Origin of the sequence: Ochrobactrum sp. AP1BH01-1 (assembly GCF_018066705.1) — a bacterium.
Classification (GTDB): domain Bacteria; phylum Pseudomonadota; class Alphaproteobacteria; order Rhizobiales; family Rhizobiaceae; genus Brucella.
In genome coordinates this window covers 575,296-589,096 of the sequence record NZ_JAGPOU010000004.1, presented here as the reverse complement: position 1 = coordinate 589,096, position 13,801 = coordinate 575,296, and the positions used below count along the sequence as shown (strand labels likewise).

The window sequence follows — 13,801 nt, the reverse complement described above, 5'->3', positions numbered from 1 at the left end:
CATCACCGTCAGCGCAGGTTCTTCGACACGGTTGCCGCCATTTCGTCAGCCGCCTGAATGACTTTCGAGTTCATTTCATAGGCGCGCTGGGCGGTGATGAGATCGGTGATTTCCTTCACCGGATCGACATTCGATGCTTCGAGATAGCCCTGCTTGATCGAGCCGTAGCCGGGATCGCCCGGAACGCCGACCAGCGGACCGCCCGAAGCTTCCGTCTCGCGGTAGAGATTGCCGCCGAGCGGTTCCAGGCCCGCTTCATTGGTGAAATTGGCAAGCGTGAGCTGACCGAGATCGACCTGATTGACTTGATCCTGCAGCTTGGCGAAAACCTGCCCCGTATCGGTGATCGTCACCTCAATGGCATCCGGCGGAATGGTGATTGCCGGTTCAACCGGGTTGCCGTCGAGCGTCACGAGCTGGCCGTCGGCATTCTTGTTGAACGCGCCGGCGCGGGTATAGAGCGTTTCGCCCGTCGGGCTCTGGATCTGGAACCAGCCGCGCCCGGTCAGCGCCACGTCATAGGGATTGCCGGTCTGGTTGAAGCTGCCCTGAATGTGGAGATTGCGCACCGCCGCCGTCTGCACGCCAAGGCCGACCAGCGCGCCCTCCGGCACAATGGCCTGGTTCGCCTGATTGGGCACGCCTGCGGTCCGCTCCGACTGATAGAGCAGATCGGTAAACTCAGCACGCGCGCGCTTGAAGCCGGTCGTGTTGATATTGGCGATATTGTTGGCAATCACTTCCAGATTGAGCTGCTGGGCGTTCATGCCTGTTGCGGCAATCGTCAGGGCTTTCATGGCACGTCCTTAGTCTTTGTCTGGACACAAGTCTGAATCACAAGTCGCCATGCGGGTTGCAAACGGCGACTTTCGGATCAGACGCTAGATCGGCATGCGGCTGATTTCGAGATAGGCCTGCACGATCTTATCGCGGATCGCGATGGCGGTCTGAAGCGACTGCTCGGCTTCCATGACGGAACTGACCACATCGCGCACCGGCGCATCGCCCTTGATGCCCTGAATGGAGGTTGCCTCTGCTGCCTGCAATTTCTGGCCGACGGAATCCGTCATCTGCGACAGGACCTCGCCGAACGAAGCGCCGGGCGCCGCCGGAACGGCCTGCGGGGCGGAAGTGGACCCCACGCCCTTTTCAGCGACAGTCTCGGAAAGGCGCGACAGGGCATTGCGCGCAGAAATGCTCATGATCGAGTCGTACATTATGTGCTCCTCAGGAGATCGATGGTCATGGAGATCAGCTCACGGGCTTGTTTCACGACCTGCAAATTGGCTTCATAGGAACGATTGGCTTCGCGCATGTCCGCCATTTCGACAACCATGTTGACGTTGGGGTAGCGGACATAGCCACGCTCGTCGGCTGCGGGATGGCTCGGCTCGTATTGTTCGACGAAGGGCGAGGTATCCTTGCCGACTTCGGCGATGCGGACTTCGGCGGCTCCGGTGCCCTGTTCCAGCTCGGTGCGGAACGAAACCGTCTTGCGGCGATAGGGATCGGCATCGGCGGTCTTGGCGGTCGACTGCGCATTGGCGATATTTTCGGAAACGATGCGCAGACGCGTCGATTGGGCCGAAAGGCCCGACGCTGCGATCTTCAATGTGCTTTGCAAGGCATCGGAAGACATGGCTATCCCTTCGCAACCGAAAGCATCATGCGGTGAAACGCCTTCACGATGCTTGTGTTGAGCGAATATTCGCGGGCGATCTCACCGGCCTTCATCATTTCCTGTTCGACATCGACCGTATTGCCGGAATGGGTCTGCTCGGTAATGTCGTCGGGGCGCAGGCGCGTGGCCGCGATCCCGTCCGCCTCGGCTTCCAGATGCAGGGCGCTGGTGGCAGCCATGGTGAGCTGCGTCTTGTCCAGCACATCCGCAAAGGGCTGCACGTCGCGCGCCCGGAAATCCGGCGTATTCGCATTGGCGACATTGCCCGCGACGGTGGCCTGCCTTACCGACAGCCACTGCGCCTGCCTTGCGGCCAGATCGAAGAGATGAATGGAGCTCATGGAGTTTCCCGCCTTTACAGTTCGTTAACTTAAAGGCCGGAACTTGCGTCAAGCTTGCGGGTTAAGGCAGTAGGGCTGTGAAGGATATGGACGGCGCGGCCATCCGCAATCCAAACATACTCCCCTATTCCCCTATCCCTTAACATACTGCCTTATTGCCCTACTGCCCTACTGCCCTTATACTAGGTATTACCTTTTACTATCGGAGATAGCGCCATGGCATCGCCTACGTCGCTCAAGCTTGATGAGGAACTGAAGGACCGTATTCAGCAACTTGCTGAAACGCGTCGCCGATCATCCCACTGGATCATGCGCGAAGCAATTACCCAATATGTCGAGCGCGAAGAGAAGCGGGAAGCTCTGCGGCAGGACACGCTCAAGGCTTGGGACGATTTTGAAGCAAATGGCCTGCATGCAACCGCCGATGAAGTCAAAAAGTGGTTATCCAGTTGGGGGACGGAAGAGGAACTTCCTGCACCTGAATGCCACAAGTGATTTTCGCACAAGCGGCAATTCGTGATCTCGAGAGACTCCGTGCATTTCTTCGCACCAAGAATCCAGATGCCGCGAAGCGCGCAGCGACGGCTATTATTCAAGGCGTAGAAGTCCTCGGTAAATATCCTCGCATGGGACGTCTTATAGAGGATTTACCCGAACAATACCGGGAATGGCTGATCGATTTCGGGAATAGCGGCTATATCGCCCGTTATCATATCCGTGACGATGCGATCACAGTGCTGACCATCCGGCATCAGAAGGAAGCAGAATAAGGCGATCACAAACATACTCCCTTATCGCCGCATCTCCACAACATCGCCCGATGACGTCGTAAGCTGCCATGTTCCCGCACCACGGCCAATGGAAACGAGGCGGCTGCCATCCGGCAACAGCGAGCCTTTTTCGACGAACCAGTAGCCGGACGTGTCCTCGATCATCGCCATGCCGCCGACAACCTCGCGCAATGCGAAAACCGGCTTGGGCATGGCCTGCCCGTCGCCGCCATTGCCATCGCCGCCGCCAGCGCCCGTTCCCGGAAGACCCTTGCCGTTCGACATGACGGAACCCGTCATCGTATCGTCCACATCCGCATTCGGCGCGACCTGTTCGGACGGACGGAAGGATGGAAAGCGACGCACCGTCTTCTGTTCGGAACGGTCGAGCGGATCGATGATCTTGCGCTCGGCCTTTTCCGGCGCGCCCAGATCGGCGCGCTGAAGATAGGTGATGAAGGGCAGCATCGCACTTCCGGCAGCAAGCGTGATTGCCGCGATCTTCAGATAGCGGTCCACCTTGTTCTGTGGCTTCTTCATGCCCTCCTGCCGTGCGGCAGCTTCCACCTCCGCCGTAAGCTGGGCGAGGTTCTTGTCTTCCTTCGTCTTGCGAAAACCGGTCATCATGCGTGTTGCGCCTGTCTGTCGCCGCGCAGAGCCGCGGCAAGGTCGTTATAGGGATCGTCCGATAGGCCGGTTTCCGGCGATTGCTGCAAGGCGTCGTAAATGCGCGGCACAAGATCGACCGCCTGATCCAGAAGCCCGTCATGGCCTTTCTGGTAGGCGCCGATGGCCCTGAGATCGCGCGTTTCCTCGAAGCGGGCGACCATGCCCCGCAGCTGGCCGACCAGCTTGCGCTGCTCCGGCGTCCAGTTGTGTCTTGCAAGGCGCGAGACCGAGGCCGGAATATCGACCGCCGGAAAGCGCCCTTGCGCCGCAATTGACCGGTCAAGCACGATATGGCCATCCAGCGTGCCGCGAATGGTGTCGGAAACCGGATCGTTATGATCGTCGCCGTCGACTAGCACCGAATAGATGCCGGTGATGCTGCCGCCAGCTTCCGTGATGCCCGGCCCGGCGCGTTCCAGAAGACGCGGCAACTGGCTGAAGACACTTGGCGGATAACCACGCGAAACCGGTGGCTCTTCCGCCGCAATCGCCACTTCGCGCGCGGCATGAGCAAAGCGCGTGACGGAATCGACGATCAGCAGCACATTCTGGCCCAAGTCGCGGAAATATTCGGCAATCGCGGTTGCCGTATTGGGTGCAAGGCGGCGCATCATCGGACTTTCATCGCCCGTCGCGACCACCGTTATGGTCTTGTCGAGATGCCCCGCCATGGTCTCTTCCAGCATCTCGCGCACTTCGCGTCCGCGCTCGCCGGTCAGCGCCAGCACCACCGTGTCGAAATCCGCCGCGCGTGTCATCATGGCAAGCAGCGTCGACTTGCCGACGCCCGAGCCCGCAAAGATGCCGATACGCTGGCCGAAGCAAAGCGGCGTGAAAATATCGATGACATTGACGCCGGTGCGTAAACCCCGATCCACCCGTGCGCGGCGCAAGGCGGCGGGTGCAAGGCTCTCGGAAGCCATGGGCCGGGTTCCGGGCTGCAATGCGCCCTTGCCGTCAATAGCCTGCCCCAGCGCATTGATGACGCGCCCGCGCCATTCCGGCGCCGGGCGGATATTGAGCGGCCCTTCCTCGAAAACCGCCGCGCCAAGCGAGGGAATGATGCGGTCGTCGAAGGGTTTCACCAGCACCTGCGCGTCCGCCACCCGGATGATCTCGGCAAGGCTCTGGCCGGTTTGCGTGTGGATTGCCACCGCATCGCCCAGCCGCGCATCCCGCGAAAGCCCGCGCACGGCAATCGCCGAGCGCGACACGTCGCTCACCGTTCCGCCGATACCGGTGAGCGGCTTGGGCGCTACCGATTGCTGACGGGCAAAGGCGGCGAGACGGGCGAGCGGCAGATCAGGCGTCATCCGTTTCTGGAGCCCAGGGTCTTGATGGCTTCAGAAACGGTGCTTTCCTGCTGCGACAGCAGGTTGTTGACCTGCTCGAAGGCGCGGCTGACGCTGATGAGCCGCGTCATCTCCGTCATGGCATCGACATTCGATCCCTCGATCATGCCCTGCACGACGCCGACGCTGTTGTCATCGGCCACCGGCTGGGCAGGCTTGTTCGGGATCACGCCCGACGTACCCGCATAAGTCAGGTCCGCGTCGGCGGGAATGGTGAAGAGGCCGATGGCCCCAATCTGCGCGCCGTTCTGGTAGATCGCGCCATCGCTTGAAATCTTCGGCGCGCCGCCAGCAGGATTGAGCACGATCGGCGCGCCGCCGACATCGAGAACCGGATGGCCGGTGACGGAAACGAGATCACCCGTCGGCAGCATGTTCATGCGCCCGTCCCGCGTATAGATCTGGCCCTGCGGCGTGGAGATCGACATCCAGACATCGCCTTTGACCGCGACATCCAGCGGATTGTCGGTCTTGATCATCGGGCCCGCCTCGGTGCGGATGAAGCTCTTGCCTGCGGTGGCAAAACTCACATCGTCGCTGGCCTTGTCCGAAACAATCGAGCTGAACTTGGTGCCCTCGCCCCGGAAGCCGACCGTGGAGACATTGGCAACGTTATGGGCAATCGCATCCATCCGCCGTTCCAGCGTGATGAGCGACGAAAGCCCGACATAGATCGAATTATTCTGCATCGCCTAGCGCCCGCCCGGCTTGAAGTTCTGCAAGGTGCTCAGAATATCCATCGAAATGCCGACGGAAGAAGTGCCGCCCAGAAGCAGGGACGCAATCGACGCCGGGCTGCTCGCGGTCGGGTTGTTCATCTCATACATGGCGGTAAAGCGGGAAATGAGCTTCGAGACATAATCGGGATCGGACATTTTGGTGAAGTCGATCTTGTCCTCGATCATCTTCGCCTGCTTGTCGATATCGGCGTTGGATATGGTGGATGGCCAGCCGAAGGTCGTCTGGATCATCGACACCAGCGCCTTGTCGCCAAGGATTTCATAGGCATTGGTCAGCGTCGGGGCTTTGCGCTGGAAATAGAGCGCGAGCCGCACGCCTTCGTTCTGGCTTCCGGCTTCCGTCTCCAGCGTCTGGCGGAGATATTTGTCGACCACGCCCTGCTGCGCCGCAGTGCTCCCTGTCGCTTCCGCGCCCTTGCCTGCAAAATCGAAGACGGTCGCAAATTCCTTGTACCGCTTGTCTGTCAGCTTGTTGGCCATGGCATCGTCGCTCTTGATGCCTTCGGTCAATATCTTGCGGACAAACGCCTTGGCGAAGGCCATGTCTTCCAGACCGAACGCCTTCATCGCATAATTATAAAGGCGGCTATCGGCCATGAAATCATCGATGGATTTCACCTTGCCGATATTCTCCTTGTAGTAGGCGGTTTCCCGCTCCACCATCGGTTCCTTTGAAACACGCTGCAACGACCGCGCCATATCCGACGCGATCAGGCGATAGCTTGTCATCGTATCGACCATGCGCATGACCCCCTTCCGGTATTTCGATCCTTTATGAAAGACCAAGCTTGTCCGAAGCTGTTTTTCTTGGCGCATTGCCGACAAGGTTCGCGCAAGCCGCGATCCATAAGGTGCGATGAAAGAACTTGTACGCGGGAGTCTTAAGCTTTGGGCATTATTGTCGGTCTTGTCATCACACTGGGCTGTATGCTGGGCGGCTTTATCGCCATGGGCGGACATGTCAGCGTGCTCATCCAGCCGTGGGAGTTCGTCATCATTCTGGGTGCCGCACTCGGCACCTTCTTCATCGCCAACCCCTTTTCGCTGGTGAAGGACACGGGCCGCGCCTGCATGGAGGCATTCAGCAATGCCGTTCCAAAGCAGCGTGACTATCTGGACGTTCTGGGCGTGCTCTACAGCCTGATGCGCGAGCTGCGCGCCAAGTCGCGCAATGAAGTGGAAGTGCATATCGACAATCCGAAGGAATCGCCGATCTTTCAGGCTTATCCCAGCGTCTTGAAGAAAGAGGACCTCACCAATTTCATCTGCGATTATTGCCGCCTCATCATCGTCGGCAATGTGCGCTCGCATGAAATCGAGGCGCTGATGGACGAGGAAATCCACACCATTGCCCGCGACAAGCTCAAGCCCTATCACGCCATGGTCAGCATTTCCGAAGCGCTTCCGGCACTCGGCATCGTTGCCGCCGTGCTTGGCGTCATCAAGGCGATGGGCGCGCTGGACCAGTCGCCGGAAGTGCTGGGCCATCTGATCGGCGCAGCCCTTGTCGGCACCTTCGCCGGTATCTTCTTCTCCTACGGCGTGGTCGGCCCGATCGCAGCCAAGATCAAATCGACCCGCGAAAAGAACAATCGTCTTTATATCGTCGTGAAGCAGACGCTTCTCGCCTACATGAATGGCTCCCTGCCGCAGATCGCCGTGGAATATGGCCGCAAGACCATCTCCGCCTATGATCGCCCGACCATCGATGTGGTGGAGCAGGAAACCATGGCGAGCGCGCCGACCCAGCAGGCAGCATAAGATGACGTCGCCTGAAACAGCCACATTGGGGCAAAACCGCAAAACCGATGTTCTGGCCGAGAATGTGCTGCGCGCGGCGGGCCTTTCGGGCGATGACCTGAAATCGCTTGCCCATGTGTTCAAGGATGCCTCGACGCATTTCTGCGACCGGCTGAAACATGGATGCGCTGCCGCTTTCGACATTGAGGCGGGCCAGGTGGAAGGCACCGACGATGCTGCCTTTGCCGATATTCTCGACAAGGCTGCGATCATCGCGCCGCTGAAGGCCGAACGCTGGGGCTGCACGCTTTATCTCACCGCCGATGCAACCCTCGTCTTCTCCGTGATTGAAGCGATGTTTGGCGCGCAAGGCAATGTCGGTTCCGTCGATGAGGACCGTCCCTTCGGCATGCTGGAACAGAAGATTTCCGCGCTTCTGGCCGGTCATCTGGCCAGTTCGCTCGACCAGGTTTTTGCAGGCAACGGACAGGCGCTTTTTGCTGCCGGTGAATGCATCGATACCGCCGAATTCGACCGTGAGAATTTCGAGCGCTCGCGCCTTTTCGCCTGCCGCATCGATGTAACGGCTGCGGGCAAGACCGGGCGAGTGCACCTGCTTCTGCCGCGCAGCACGCACAAGCCGATGCAGGATGCGGTGGCGGCCTTTCTGCGCCGTCCGATGAACCAGGCCGATCCGAGCTGGGCGAAGAAGATGCGTCAGGAGGTCAGCCGCGCGCTCATCGAACTCGAAGCTTTCATCCAGCAGGGGTCGATGACGCTGGACGCTTTGTCGTTGCTGGAAGTCGGGCAGGTTCTCAAACTCCCCGCCAACGCCATGGAGCAGGTACGCCTGCGCGCCGGAAATCAGCAGCTTTTCAAGTGCACGCTCGGCAAATCGGGCATTCATTTCACAGTCAAGGTCGGCGACCCGGTCAATCAGGAAGAGGATTTCATCGATGAGCTTGTTGCTGGCTAACGTGCTTTCCACATTGATGGCTCTTGCCTCGCTTGCAGCCCTTATCGTGGTTGGCCGCAAGGCCAATGAGACCATCAAGCTCGGCAAGGTGCTGGCGCTGCGCGTTGCAGCCGCCTCCAACGGGCTGGAGCGCGCCGTCAAGGCGATCCAGAGCGAACGCACTGACCTGACCGACGAGAACACCAAACTCGAGGCCCGCCTTGCCGAAACGCAGCGTGTGCGCCGCGAAATGGAAGAGGCAATCGAGGAATTGAACCGGCTGCGCAAGGCGCTGACGCGCGACATCCGCCATGCGCGCAACGTCGCCGACAACACGCGCCGCGCCGAAGACAAGATCGCGACCGCCACCGAACAATCGCTCCCGAAGCAAAAGAACGCGCTGCCGGTTTTCGTCCGCCGCGCGGTCCGTAAAGCTACCGTTGATCTCGCAGGCCAGGCATGAGCGAAGAAACCAAGGAAAAGAACATGCAGCAGGAACTGGACGAAGCCATCGAGGAACTGCGCGAGGAAAAGCCGCGTAGCGCGCAAAAGGGTCCATCCAAGCCCAATCTCGAACTCATCATGGGCATTCCCGTCGATGTGCAGGTGGTTCTTGGCGGCACGACCATGCCGGTTGCCAATCTCATGAAGCTTGGTCGCGGCGCGGTCATCACCCTCGACAAGCAGATCGGCGATCCGGTCGATATCGTGGTCAATGGCCGTGTCATCGCGCGCGGCGAGGTGATCGTTTTGGAAGATGATTCCTCGCGTTTCGGTGTCAGCCTCACCGAAATCATCGGCAAGTAACGGACGTGACCATGGCCGACAATGAACAGCAAGCGCTTGCGGAAGACATCGAAGGCGGCGCGACCGGCCTCGTCGATACGCTGACCGGCCCGCAAAAGGCGGCGGCGATCCTCGTTGCCATCGGTCGCCCTGCCGCCGCGCGCCTTCTCAAGCATTTCAATGCCGAGGACCTGCGCAAGCTTGCCGGCCATGCCCGCACGCTGGAGCCGATTTCACCGCTCGACTTCGAACATCTCGTCAAGCAATTCGAGGATTCCTTTGCCGAAGGCGCGCCGGTTTCGGAAGCCGCCCAGCGGTTTGAAGGCCTGCTGCGCGAAACGCTGCCGCAGGAAGAAGTCGACGCGGTTCTGGAAGACCGTGTCCAGCCGCAGCTCGTTCAGGAATCGGTCTGGGTGCAGCTCGCACGCCTGCCGATAGAAAGCCTGCAAGCCTATCTGACCGACCAGCATCCGCAGATCATCGCCTATATCGTGTCGAAGCTGCCGTCCGACCTCGCAGCCCGGCTCTTCGTCGTCCTGCCGCCGCAATTGCGCAATGCCGTCGTGCAGCGCTCGCTCCATATTGGCAATGTGGCGCCAGCGGCGGCGGAACTTCTTGAAGACGTGCTGCGCCGCGATCTTCTGGGCCGCAGCGATTCCGGTCCGGTCAAGGCCCATCACGGCCAGATCGCCAACATCTTCAACCAGCTCGACAGAAGCGAGATGGAAGAACTGATGGCGAGCCTTGAAGACCTCAACCGCGACGATCTCAACCGCATCAAGGCCAAGCTCTTCACCTTTGAAGACATCGAGCGCCTGTCGCAGCGCGCGCGCCTGCTGCTCTTCGATGAAGTGCAGACGGAACAGATCGCAACGGCGCTACGCGGAGCGGACACAAGGCTTCAGGAACTCGTTCTTTCCTCGCTCTCGACCCGTGGCCGCCGCATGGTGGAAACCGAACTGGGCGCGGAACAGGGCAACATCACCGCGCAGAACATTGCCGATGCCCGGCGCACGATAGCCCGTATCGCCATCGATCTTTCCGAGCGTGGCATCATCACCCTCGATGCCAGCGAAACCGCTGCTTAATGCCAGGGTGACGCATGGCCGATGATGCCGACAAGGAAAGCAAAACAGAAGAAGCGACCGAGCAGAAGATCCGCGACGCCTTGGAAAAGGGCAATATGCCCTTCTCCCGCGAAACGCCGATCCTCGCCGGTATCGCTTCCTTTCTGATTATCGCGGTCTTTGTCGCAGCACCTGCCACCACGAAGCTGGCCGTCTTCCTGCGAGAGCTGATCGACCGCCCCGAGGACTGGCTTTTGAACAGCGCAGAGGATGCGAGCCGCCTGTTCGGCGTGCTGGCGCTCGCCGTCGGTGCGGCTTTGGTGCCGGTGTTCATCATCATTCCGCTTGCCGGCATTGCCGCCTCCGCGTTCCAGAACGCACCGCGCTTCGTCGGCGAGCGCATCCGTCCGCAAGCGTCCCGCATATCCCCGCTCAAGGGATGGCAGCGGATTTTCGGGCGCGCCGGTCAGGTGGAATTTCTCAAGTCGCTGGCCAAGTTCCTGGCGGCGAGCGTCATCGTCTTCGTCGTCTTCTTCAGCGGCAACAGCCTTTTCACCGATGCCGTCGCTTCCGATCCGAGCGCCTTGCCGGAATTTCTGCGCGAGAACATGGTGCGCCTACTCGTCGCCAATGTGCTGGCCATTACCGCGATTGCCGGTTTCGACCTTGCCTGGTCACGCATTCATTGGCGGCAGGAACTGCGCATGACGCGGCAGGAAGTGAAGGACGAGCTGAAGCAGTCGGAAGGCGATCCGCTGGTCAAATCGCGCCTGCGCTCGCTCGGCCGTGACCGTGCGCGCCGCCGCATGATCAACACCGTGCCGACGGCAACGCTCATCGTCGCAAATCCGACTCATTTTTCCGTAGCACTGCGCTACAAGCCTGATCAGGATGCAGCCCCTATCGTCGTGGCAAAGGGGCAGGATCTGATCGCTCTCAAGATAAGAGAGATCGCCGCACAGCATTCCATCCCGATATTCGAGGACGTTCCGCTGGCGCGCGCGCTCTACAAACAGGTCAATGTCGACCAGATGATCGCACCGGAATTCTACAAGGCCGTGGCCGAGCTTATCCGGATCATCAATACGCGGCATGCATTACATTGATGGATAACCATGATATTTATATGTTTCAGAACAGTGACAGCCTGTTCCCCAGATTGGCGGTGAGACCATGAAAAGCCTGCAATTCTCTAACGAGCGTGAGGCGATCATTGCCGGGAACCTGCGCGAAGTCGCAGCCGATCTTCGTCTGGTCGATCCGGCCGACTACATTGCCTTCATTCGCTGCGAGCTTTTTGCCAATATCGCCGATATCGTCAGTTCGGCGACGGAGCTTTATTTCTTCCCCGGCACGCTGGAACTCGGCCACGGCGGGGAATATCGCTGCGACTGGCAATCGCCGCCTGCTGTCGTGCTCGACATGGAGTTTCGCAATCAGGGCGTCTATGCCTATTTCCGCCTGACGCTGACCGACAAGACGGCGGGTGTGGAACTGAACCATATCGCATTCGAGGACGCCGACGAAGACCCGGCGAAGAACACGGCGAGGCTTGCCAACGCATTTGACGCCGCACGCCTGCCGCTCAGGAAAAGAGCCTGAAGCACCTCGCCTGGAAGCGGGGAGCCGCCTTGAGAGGAAAGAGACGGAATAAATGCTGCAAAATACCGGATGCGTGAAACATCCGGTATTTTTGTCTCCATAAGAGCATTGCCTTCAATCGCACTCAGGCACACGCTTTAAGTGTTTGTTTTTAAGCATGTCCTGAGCGGAAAACTGGTTCCCAATTTTCCGCGACATGCTCTAGGACCGGTAACGTCAGCTCAGATGGTGGACTTCCGGCATTTCGATGATGCCAAGCGACAGCGCCGTCGCAACAGCCGACGTACGGTTGGAGCAGTTGAGCTTGATCTTGGCGTTCTGGAGATAAGTCACCACCGTCCAACGTGCGATGCTCAGAATTTCCGCGATCTCTCCGTCGGTCTTGCCATTTGCCGCCCAGCGCAGGCAGTCCACCTCGCGCGGGGTCAGAAGGCTTGCGACCGTCGCGACATCCTTGCAGCCGCACAGGGCGGAATGAATGATGCCCGACAGGCTCAACAGGCGTGGGCGAAGCTTGGCCACAAACTGCTCGCGGTCCTCATCCGGACTGATCTCGAAGCTGAACAGGGAACAGCCAGGCGCACCTTTCTGGCTGCGGGCGGAAACGGCAATGAAAATATTGCCCAATCCATGCTTTTCCGCATCCTGCAGCATTTCGGCGATAGCCGGGCACTGGTTGGCGTCCTCCTGAAGATCGCGGACGATCCCACTGACGTCCTCTTTGAAATAGGGCGCGTCTTCCTGAAAGATCGGATCGATAACGAAGTAGTTCTTGGTTGAGTAGCGTGCCGCCCAGTTGGATGGGATGGTCATCACAACGGTGAGGTCAGAGGCGTTGGCTTTCGTGCAATCGCCCATGCGCCCCTTATAGGTGTGTATGATGTGGCGGCAACCGACCTCGTCGCGAATTCGTGTCAGCAGAGCCAGCGTATCGCTCTGGAATGACGTGCCAAAAAATGTCTTTTTAAAATTCGGAAAGTGAATCAGATCGAGTGTCATTATTATAATGTCCTTGATGCTGGCGGGCGATTTATTACCTAGTTTGAAACGTTGGCGAATCGGCGCCTGAAGCCCATTCAATCTTGTGTATTAGTGACATAAAAAAACGGGCTTTTGACAACCCACAATTAATCTATGGCAATGAATTGCACACAAGAGCGCCGCCGAATTAAGGCTCAATTAAGGACTTATTTAGCTTTCCGGTAAAGTTTTGTTGATGCGGGAATAATTGTCCGCCCATCTGTTCTATTTCAGAACACCTTCCTCATTGCCATAGGCGCGATAGAAAAAGTCGACTGCAAATTCGACGTTTCTGCGAATCATTTCCTCCGAAGGCGGCTCCGCAATCGCACCGAACAGGCGCGGCCGATACAGGCCCGAAAGAAAGAGATCGGAAAGCTGATAAGCCATCCGGTCGGCATCGAAGGGCTTGAGCTTGCCGTTCCGGATCATCTGATTGAGATATTCAGCCATTACCACGAGGCTGCGCTTCGGGCCGCGTTCGTAAAACCGTGCGGCGAGCTCCGGCTTGCGCTCGCTCACGCCCAGCACGATTCGCTGGGCACGGATAGCGGTCGACGAGGTGATGAGCGTCACCAGCGCCATGCCGAAGTCTATCAGCTCCTGGCGGTTATCGAAGCCCTTGTCGAGCTTATCGATCAGTTCGCTGAACATTGTGTGGCGATAATGCTCGCACAATGCGACGAAGAGATCTTCCTTGCTGTTGAAATAGACGTAGATAGTGCCTTTCGACACGCCCGCTTCGCGCGTGATGTCGTTCATGCTGGCGGCGTCGAAGCCCATGCGCAGGAAAACGCTCTGCGCGCCTTCCAGTATCTGGCGGCGCTTCGCCGGATCTTGCCCCGCGCCGAGCCGCGTGCGGCCGCATTCCGTATCCTGACCGCAAATAGTGGCCTTGTCTCCGGAAGACCGATCACCGTCAGGCCAGCCGATAGCGCTCTCATCGTGCCGGTTGCGATCATCCATCTTCTCTTCCACTGGTCCTCTTTTCTTGCGATCCGGTTTCATTTTAGCGACTCGTAACTTTTTTCGAACCAAACGGTTCGATATACTCTTGATATGAGCCTCTCATTGATCT

19 protein-coding genes are annotated in these 13,801 nt (G+C 59.0%); 9 read left to right on the top strand and 10 right to left on the bottom strand.

Features of this window, described 5'->3' with window-relative positions:
• Nucleotides 1-8: 8 nt before the first annotated feature.
• The 4 genes from flgG to flgB form a co-directional block, all read right to left on the bottom strand.
• Nucleotides 9-797, bottom strand: a complete 789-nt coding sequence (gene flgG / locus J9800_RS17650) for a flagellar basal-body rod protein FlgG (RefSeq protein WP_112591984.1) — start codon at nt 795-797, stop codon at nt 9-11.
• Nucleotides 798-881: 84 nt separating this feature from the next.
• The gene (gene fliE, locus J9800_RS17645) at nt 882-1,217 is read right to left on the bottom strand and encodes a flagellar hook-basal body complex protein FliE (RefSeq protein WP_114216411.1); all 336 of its coding nucleotides are present in this window, start codon (nt 1,215-1,217) and stop codon (nt 882-884) included.
• Complete coding sequence (flgC, locus tag J9800_RS17640; RefSeq protein WP_112591981.1) at nt 1,217-1,639, bottom strand: flagellar basal body rod protein FlgC; 423 nt, start codon at nt 1,637-1,639, stop codon at nt 1,217-1,219. The genes fliE and flgC overlap by 1 nt, the downstream gene beginning before the upstream one ends.
• A gap of 2 nt (nt 1,640-1,641) precedes the next feature.
• Nucleotides 1,642-2,022, bottom strand: a complete 381-nt coding sequence (gene flgB, locus J9800_RS17635; protein ID WP_114216412.1) for a flagellar basal body rod protein FlgB — start codon at nt 2,020-2,022, stop codon at nt 1,642-1,644.
• Nucleotides 2,023-2,238: 216 nt separating this feature from the next.
• Between flgB and J9800_RS17630 the strand changes: the two genes are divergently transcribed.
• Nucleotides 2,239-2,517: a CopG family ribbon-helix-helix protein gene (locus tag J9800_RS17630; RefSeq protein WP_114216413.1), complete on the top strand. Its 279-nt coding sequence runs from the start codon at nt 2,239-2,241 to the stop codon at nt 2,515-2,517.
• Nucleotides 2,505-2,792, top strand: a complete 288-nt coding sequence (locus J9800_RS17625; protein ID WP_114216414.1) for a type II toxin-antitoxin system RelE/ParE family toxin — start codon at nt 2,505-2,507, stop codon at nt 2,790-2,792. The genes J9800_RS17630 and J9800_RS17625 overlap by 13 nt, the downstream gene beginning before the upstream one ends.
• 21 nt (nt 2,793-2,813) lie before the next feature.
• Here the strand turns inward: J9800_RS17625 and J9800_RS17620 are convergent, their stop codons facing one another.
• The 4 genes from J9800_RS17620 to J9800_RS17605 are packed head-to-tail and all read right to left on the bottom strand — an operon-like array spanning nt 2,814 to nt 6,294.
• Nucleotides 2,814-3,419: a hypothetical protein gene (locus J9800_RS17620; RefSeq protein WP_114216415.1), complete on the bottom strand. Its 606-nt coding sequence runs from the start codon at nt 3,417-3,419 to the stop codon at nt 2,814-2,816.
• Complete coding sequence (gene fliI, locus J9800_RS17615) at nt 3,416-4,774, bottom strand: flagellar protein export ATPase FliI (RefSeq protein WP_114216416.1); 1,359 nt, start codon at nt 4,772-4,774, stop codon at nt 3,416-3,418. The genes J9800_RS17620 and fliI overlap by 4 nt, the downstream gene beginning before the upstream one ends.
• On the bottom strand, nt 4,771-5,502 hold the full coding sequence (flgF, locus tag J9800_RS17610) for a flagellar basal-body rod protein FlgF (protein ID WP_114216417.1): 732 nt from the start codon (nt 5,500-5,502) through the stop codon (nt 4,771-4,773). The genes fliI and flgF overlap by 4 nt, the downstream gene beginning before the upstream one ends.
• A gap of 3 nt (nt 5,503-5,505) precedes the next feature.
• Entirely contained in the window at nt 5,506-6,294 is a 789-nt protein-coding gene (locus J9800_RS17605; protein WP_114216600.1) for a DUF1217 domain-containing protein, read from the bottom strand.
• 147 nt (nt 6,295-6,441) lie between these two features.
• Here J9800_RS17605 and motA point away from each other — a divergent pair, with 147 nt between their 5' ends.
• From motA to J9800_RS17570, 7 genes are all read left to right on the top strand, one after another.
• Nucleotides 6,442-7,314: a flagellar motor stator protein MotA gene (gene motA / locus J9800_RS17600; RefSeq protein WP_021585290.1), complete on the top strand. Its 873-nt coding sequence runs from the start codon at nt 6,442-6,444 to the stop codon at nt 7,312-7,314.
• Nucleotide 7,315: 1 nt separating this feature from the next.
• Nucleotides 7,316-8,269: a FliM/FliN family flagellar motor switch protein gene (locus tag J9800_RS17595; protein ID WP_114216418.1), complete on the top strand. Its 954-nt coding sequence runs from the start codon at nt 7,316-7,318 to the stop codon at nt 8,267-8,269.
• Nucleotides 8,250-8,711, top strand: coding sequence for a BAB2_0123 family type IV secretion system effector (locus tag J9800_RS17590; protein WP_114216419.1), 462 nt, complete (start codon nt 8,250-8,252; stop codon nt 8,709-8,711). Before J9800_RS17595 ends, J9800_RS17590 begins: the two co-directional genes overlap by 20 nt.
• Nucleotides 8,708-9,055: a flagellar motor switch protein FliN gene (gene fliN, locus J9800_RS17585; protein WP_112591968.1), complete on the top strand. Its 348-nt coding sequence runs from the start codon at nt 8,708-8,710 to the stop codon at nt 9,053-9,055. Before J9800_RS17590 ends, fliN begins: the two co-directional genes overlap by 4 nt.
• Before the next feature lie 11 nt (nt 9,056-9,066).
• Complete coding sequence (locus J9800_RS17580; RefSeq protein WP_114216420.1) at nt 9,067-10,122, top strand: flagellar motor switch protein FliG; 1,056 nt, start codon at nt 9,067-9,069, stop codon at nt 10,120-10,122.
• Between the two features lie 14 nt (nt 10,123-10,136).
• Complete coding sequence (gene flhB, locus J9800_RS17575; RefSeq protein WP_112591964.1) at nt 10,137-11,207, top strand: flagellar type III secretion system protein FlhB; 1,071 nt, start codon at nt 10,137-10,139, stop codon at nt 11,205-11,207.
• A gap of 67 nt (nt 11,208-11,274) precedes the next feature.
• On the top strand, nt 11,275-11,703 hold the full coding sequence (locus J9800_RS17570) for a BspJ family T4SS effector nucleomodulin (protein WP_114216421.1): 429 nt from the start codon (nt 11,275-11,277) through the stop codon (nt 11,701-11,703).
• A gap of 216 nt (nt 11,704-11,919) precedes the next feature.
• On the opposite strand, the gene J9800_RS17565 is transcribed toward J9800_RS17570, so the two are convergent.
• Together J9800_RS17565 and J9800_RS17560 are read right to left on the bottom strand one after the other, a co-directional pair.
• Nucleotides 11,920-12,702 carry a helix-turn-helix transcriptional regulator gene (locus J9800_RS17565; RefSeq protein ID WP_112591961.1) on the bottom strand — a complete coding sequence of 261 codons (783 nt, stop codon included), beginning with the start codon at nt 12,700-12,702 and terminating at the stop codon, nt 11,920-11,922.
• A gap of 246 nt (nt 12,703-12,948) precedes the next feature.
• Nucleotides 12,949-13,689 (bottom strand): TetR/AcrR family transcriptional regulator, encoded by a 741-nt coding sequence (locus tag J9800_RS17560; protein WP_114216422.1) that lies wholly within the window; start codon nt 13,687-13,689, stop codon nt 12,949-12,951.
• Between the last annotated feature and the right edge of the window lie 112 nt (nt 13,690-13,801).